Annotated in this window: 2 protein-coding genes; both read left to right on the plus strand. The window is 46.7% G+C overall.

Annotated elements, in window-relative coordinates; all coding sequences use genetic code 11:
• Positions 1 to 189 (plus strand): hypothetical protein (locus tag CIK04_RS35205; RefSeq protein WP_325206058.1); only part of this gene is annotated, 189 nt, incomplete at its 5' end.
• Between the two features lie 28 nt (positions 190 to 217).
• Complete coding sequence (locus CIK04_RS31505; protein ID WP_038939396.1) at positions 218 to 1,351, plus strand: flagellin; 1,134 nt, start codon at positions 218 to 220, stop codon at positions 1,349 to 1,351.
• Positions 1,352 to 1,513 lie beyond the last annotated feature (162 nt).

Consider the following 1,513-nt stretch of genomic DNA (forward strand, 5'->3'; position numbering starts at 1 on the left):
TCCCATGGCAAAGACGCGCAAAACTTTAGCGTTATTTCTCTTTTTCCTCGTTTTACTGCTTGGTCACGAATTTTCACCAAACGACTTTCTCAAAAAATCGTCTTTTCCTCTAAGGATTTYCAAGCTGAGCCGTTAATAGAAGTAACTTTGAGAGAACTACTTGGTTTTCCGAGACGTCGGAAACCGTAATATCGGAAAATCAATTGGAGAATTCATCATGGCAGTGAATGTAAATACAAACGTAGCAGCAATGACAGCACAGCGTTACCTGAATAACGCAAACAGCGCACAACAAACTTCGATGGAGCGTCTGTCTTCAGGTTTCAAAATCAACAGTGCAAAAGATGAYGCAGCAGGTCTGCAAATCTCTAACCGCTTGAACGTACAAAGTCGCGGTCTAGACGTTGCGGTACGTAACGCCAACGACGGTATCTCAATCGCACAAACCGCWGAAGGTGCGATGAACGAGACCACCAACATCCTACAACGTATGCGTGACCTATCTCTACAATCAGCAAACGGCTCAAACTCAAAATCAGAGCGCGTGGCGATTCAAGAAGAAGTGACAGCATTGAACGACGAGCTAAACCGTATTGCAGAAACCACGTCTTTTGGTGGTAACAAGCTGCTAAACGGTACTTACGGCACGAAAGCAATGCAAATTGGTGCGGATAACGGTGAAGCGGTCATGCTGTCACTGAAAGACATGCGCTCTGACAACGTGATGATGGGYGGCGTGAGCTACCAAGCTGAAGAAGGCAAAGACAAGAACTGGAATGTGGCCGCAGGCGACAACGACTTGACGATTGCACTGACAGACAGCTTTGGTAACGAGCAAGAGATCGAAATCAACGCGAAAGCGGGTGATGACATCGAAGAGCTAGCGACGTACATCAACGGTCAAACWGACCTTGTAAAAGCGTCAGTGGGTGAAGGCGGCAAGCTACAGATCTTTGCTGGTAACAACAAAGTTCAAGGTGAAATTGGTTTCTCAGGTAGCCTTGCAGGTGAACTTGGCCTAGGCGAAGGCAAAAACGTCACGGTAGATACGATTGACGTAACAACCGTACAAGGTGCGCAAGAGTCGGTAGCGATTGTGGATGCGGCACTGAAATACGTAGACAGCCACCGTGCMGAGYTGGGTGCATTCCAGAACCGTTTCAACCATGCAATCAGCAACTTGGACAACATCAACGAGAACGTGAACGCGTCGAAGAGCCGAATCAAGGATACCGACTTCGCGAAAGAAACGACTCAGTTGACCAAGACWCAAATTCTATCGCAAGCGTCAAGTTCAATTCTTGCGCAAGCGAAACAGGCGCCAAACTCAGCGCTAAGCCTACTAGGCTAATCGCCTTAACTAGACAGAAACCTCATTGGCTCGTGGTGAGAGATGAGCGAGTAAAGCCTGACTTCGGTCAGGCTTTTTTATGCTGCTATTATTAGGGAGAAGTCACACTTTTTAACCCAACCAAAGAAATATTCAAAAAACGAAAATTCTCCTAAAGGTATT

The sequence above is a fragment of the Vibrio sp. 03_296 genome (assembly GCF_002265885.1).